Raw genomic sequence first — 332 nt, 5'->3', positions numbered from 1 at the left:
GACAAGCTCCCACACGAATTGCTTGATTCACTGATAGAAGAGCAATTGAGTTAGATAGACTCAAGGTAAGACGATTGGGTCTGTAGCTCAGTTGGTTAGAGCGCACCCCTGATAAGGGTGAGGTCGGCAGTTCGAATCTGCCCAGACCCACCAATCGATGGGGCCATAGCTCAGCTGGGAGAGCGCCTGCCTTGCACGCAGGAGGTCAGGAGTTCGATCCTCCTTGGCTCCACCATTTCCTTGGTGGCCCATGCGCGTCACTGTAAGTCGACTAGCTAACACGATTGCTTGAAAAGCTCAGAAGTGAGTGTTCGCCGAGGCGAATCCTGACT

At 53.3% G+C, this 332-nt stretch carries 2 tRNA genes; both read left to right on the top strand.

Features of this window, described 5'->3' with window-relative positions:
- The first annotated feature begins 76 nt into the window (after positions 1-76).
- Positions 77-153: transfer RNA gene (locus C722_RS0113265), tRNA-Ile, on the top strand.
- 6 nt (positions 154-159) lie between these two features.
- A tRNA-Ala gene (locus C722_RS0113260) sits at positions 160-235 on the top strand.
- The last annotated feature ends 97 nt before the right edge of the window (positions 236-332 follow it).

Source organism: Pseudomonas sp. 313 (assembly GCF_000316965.1).
Lineage (GTDB): Bacteria > Pseudomonadota > Gammaproteobacteria > Pseudomonadales > Pseudomonadaceae > Chryseomonas > Chryseomonas benzopyrenica.
The sequence above is the reverse complement of the archived record's forward strand: the minus strand, read 5'-3'. Positions and strand labels throughout refer to the sequence as shown.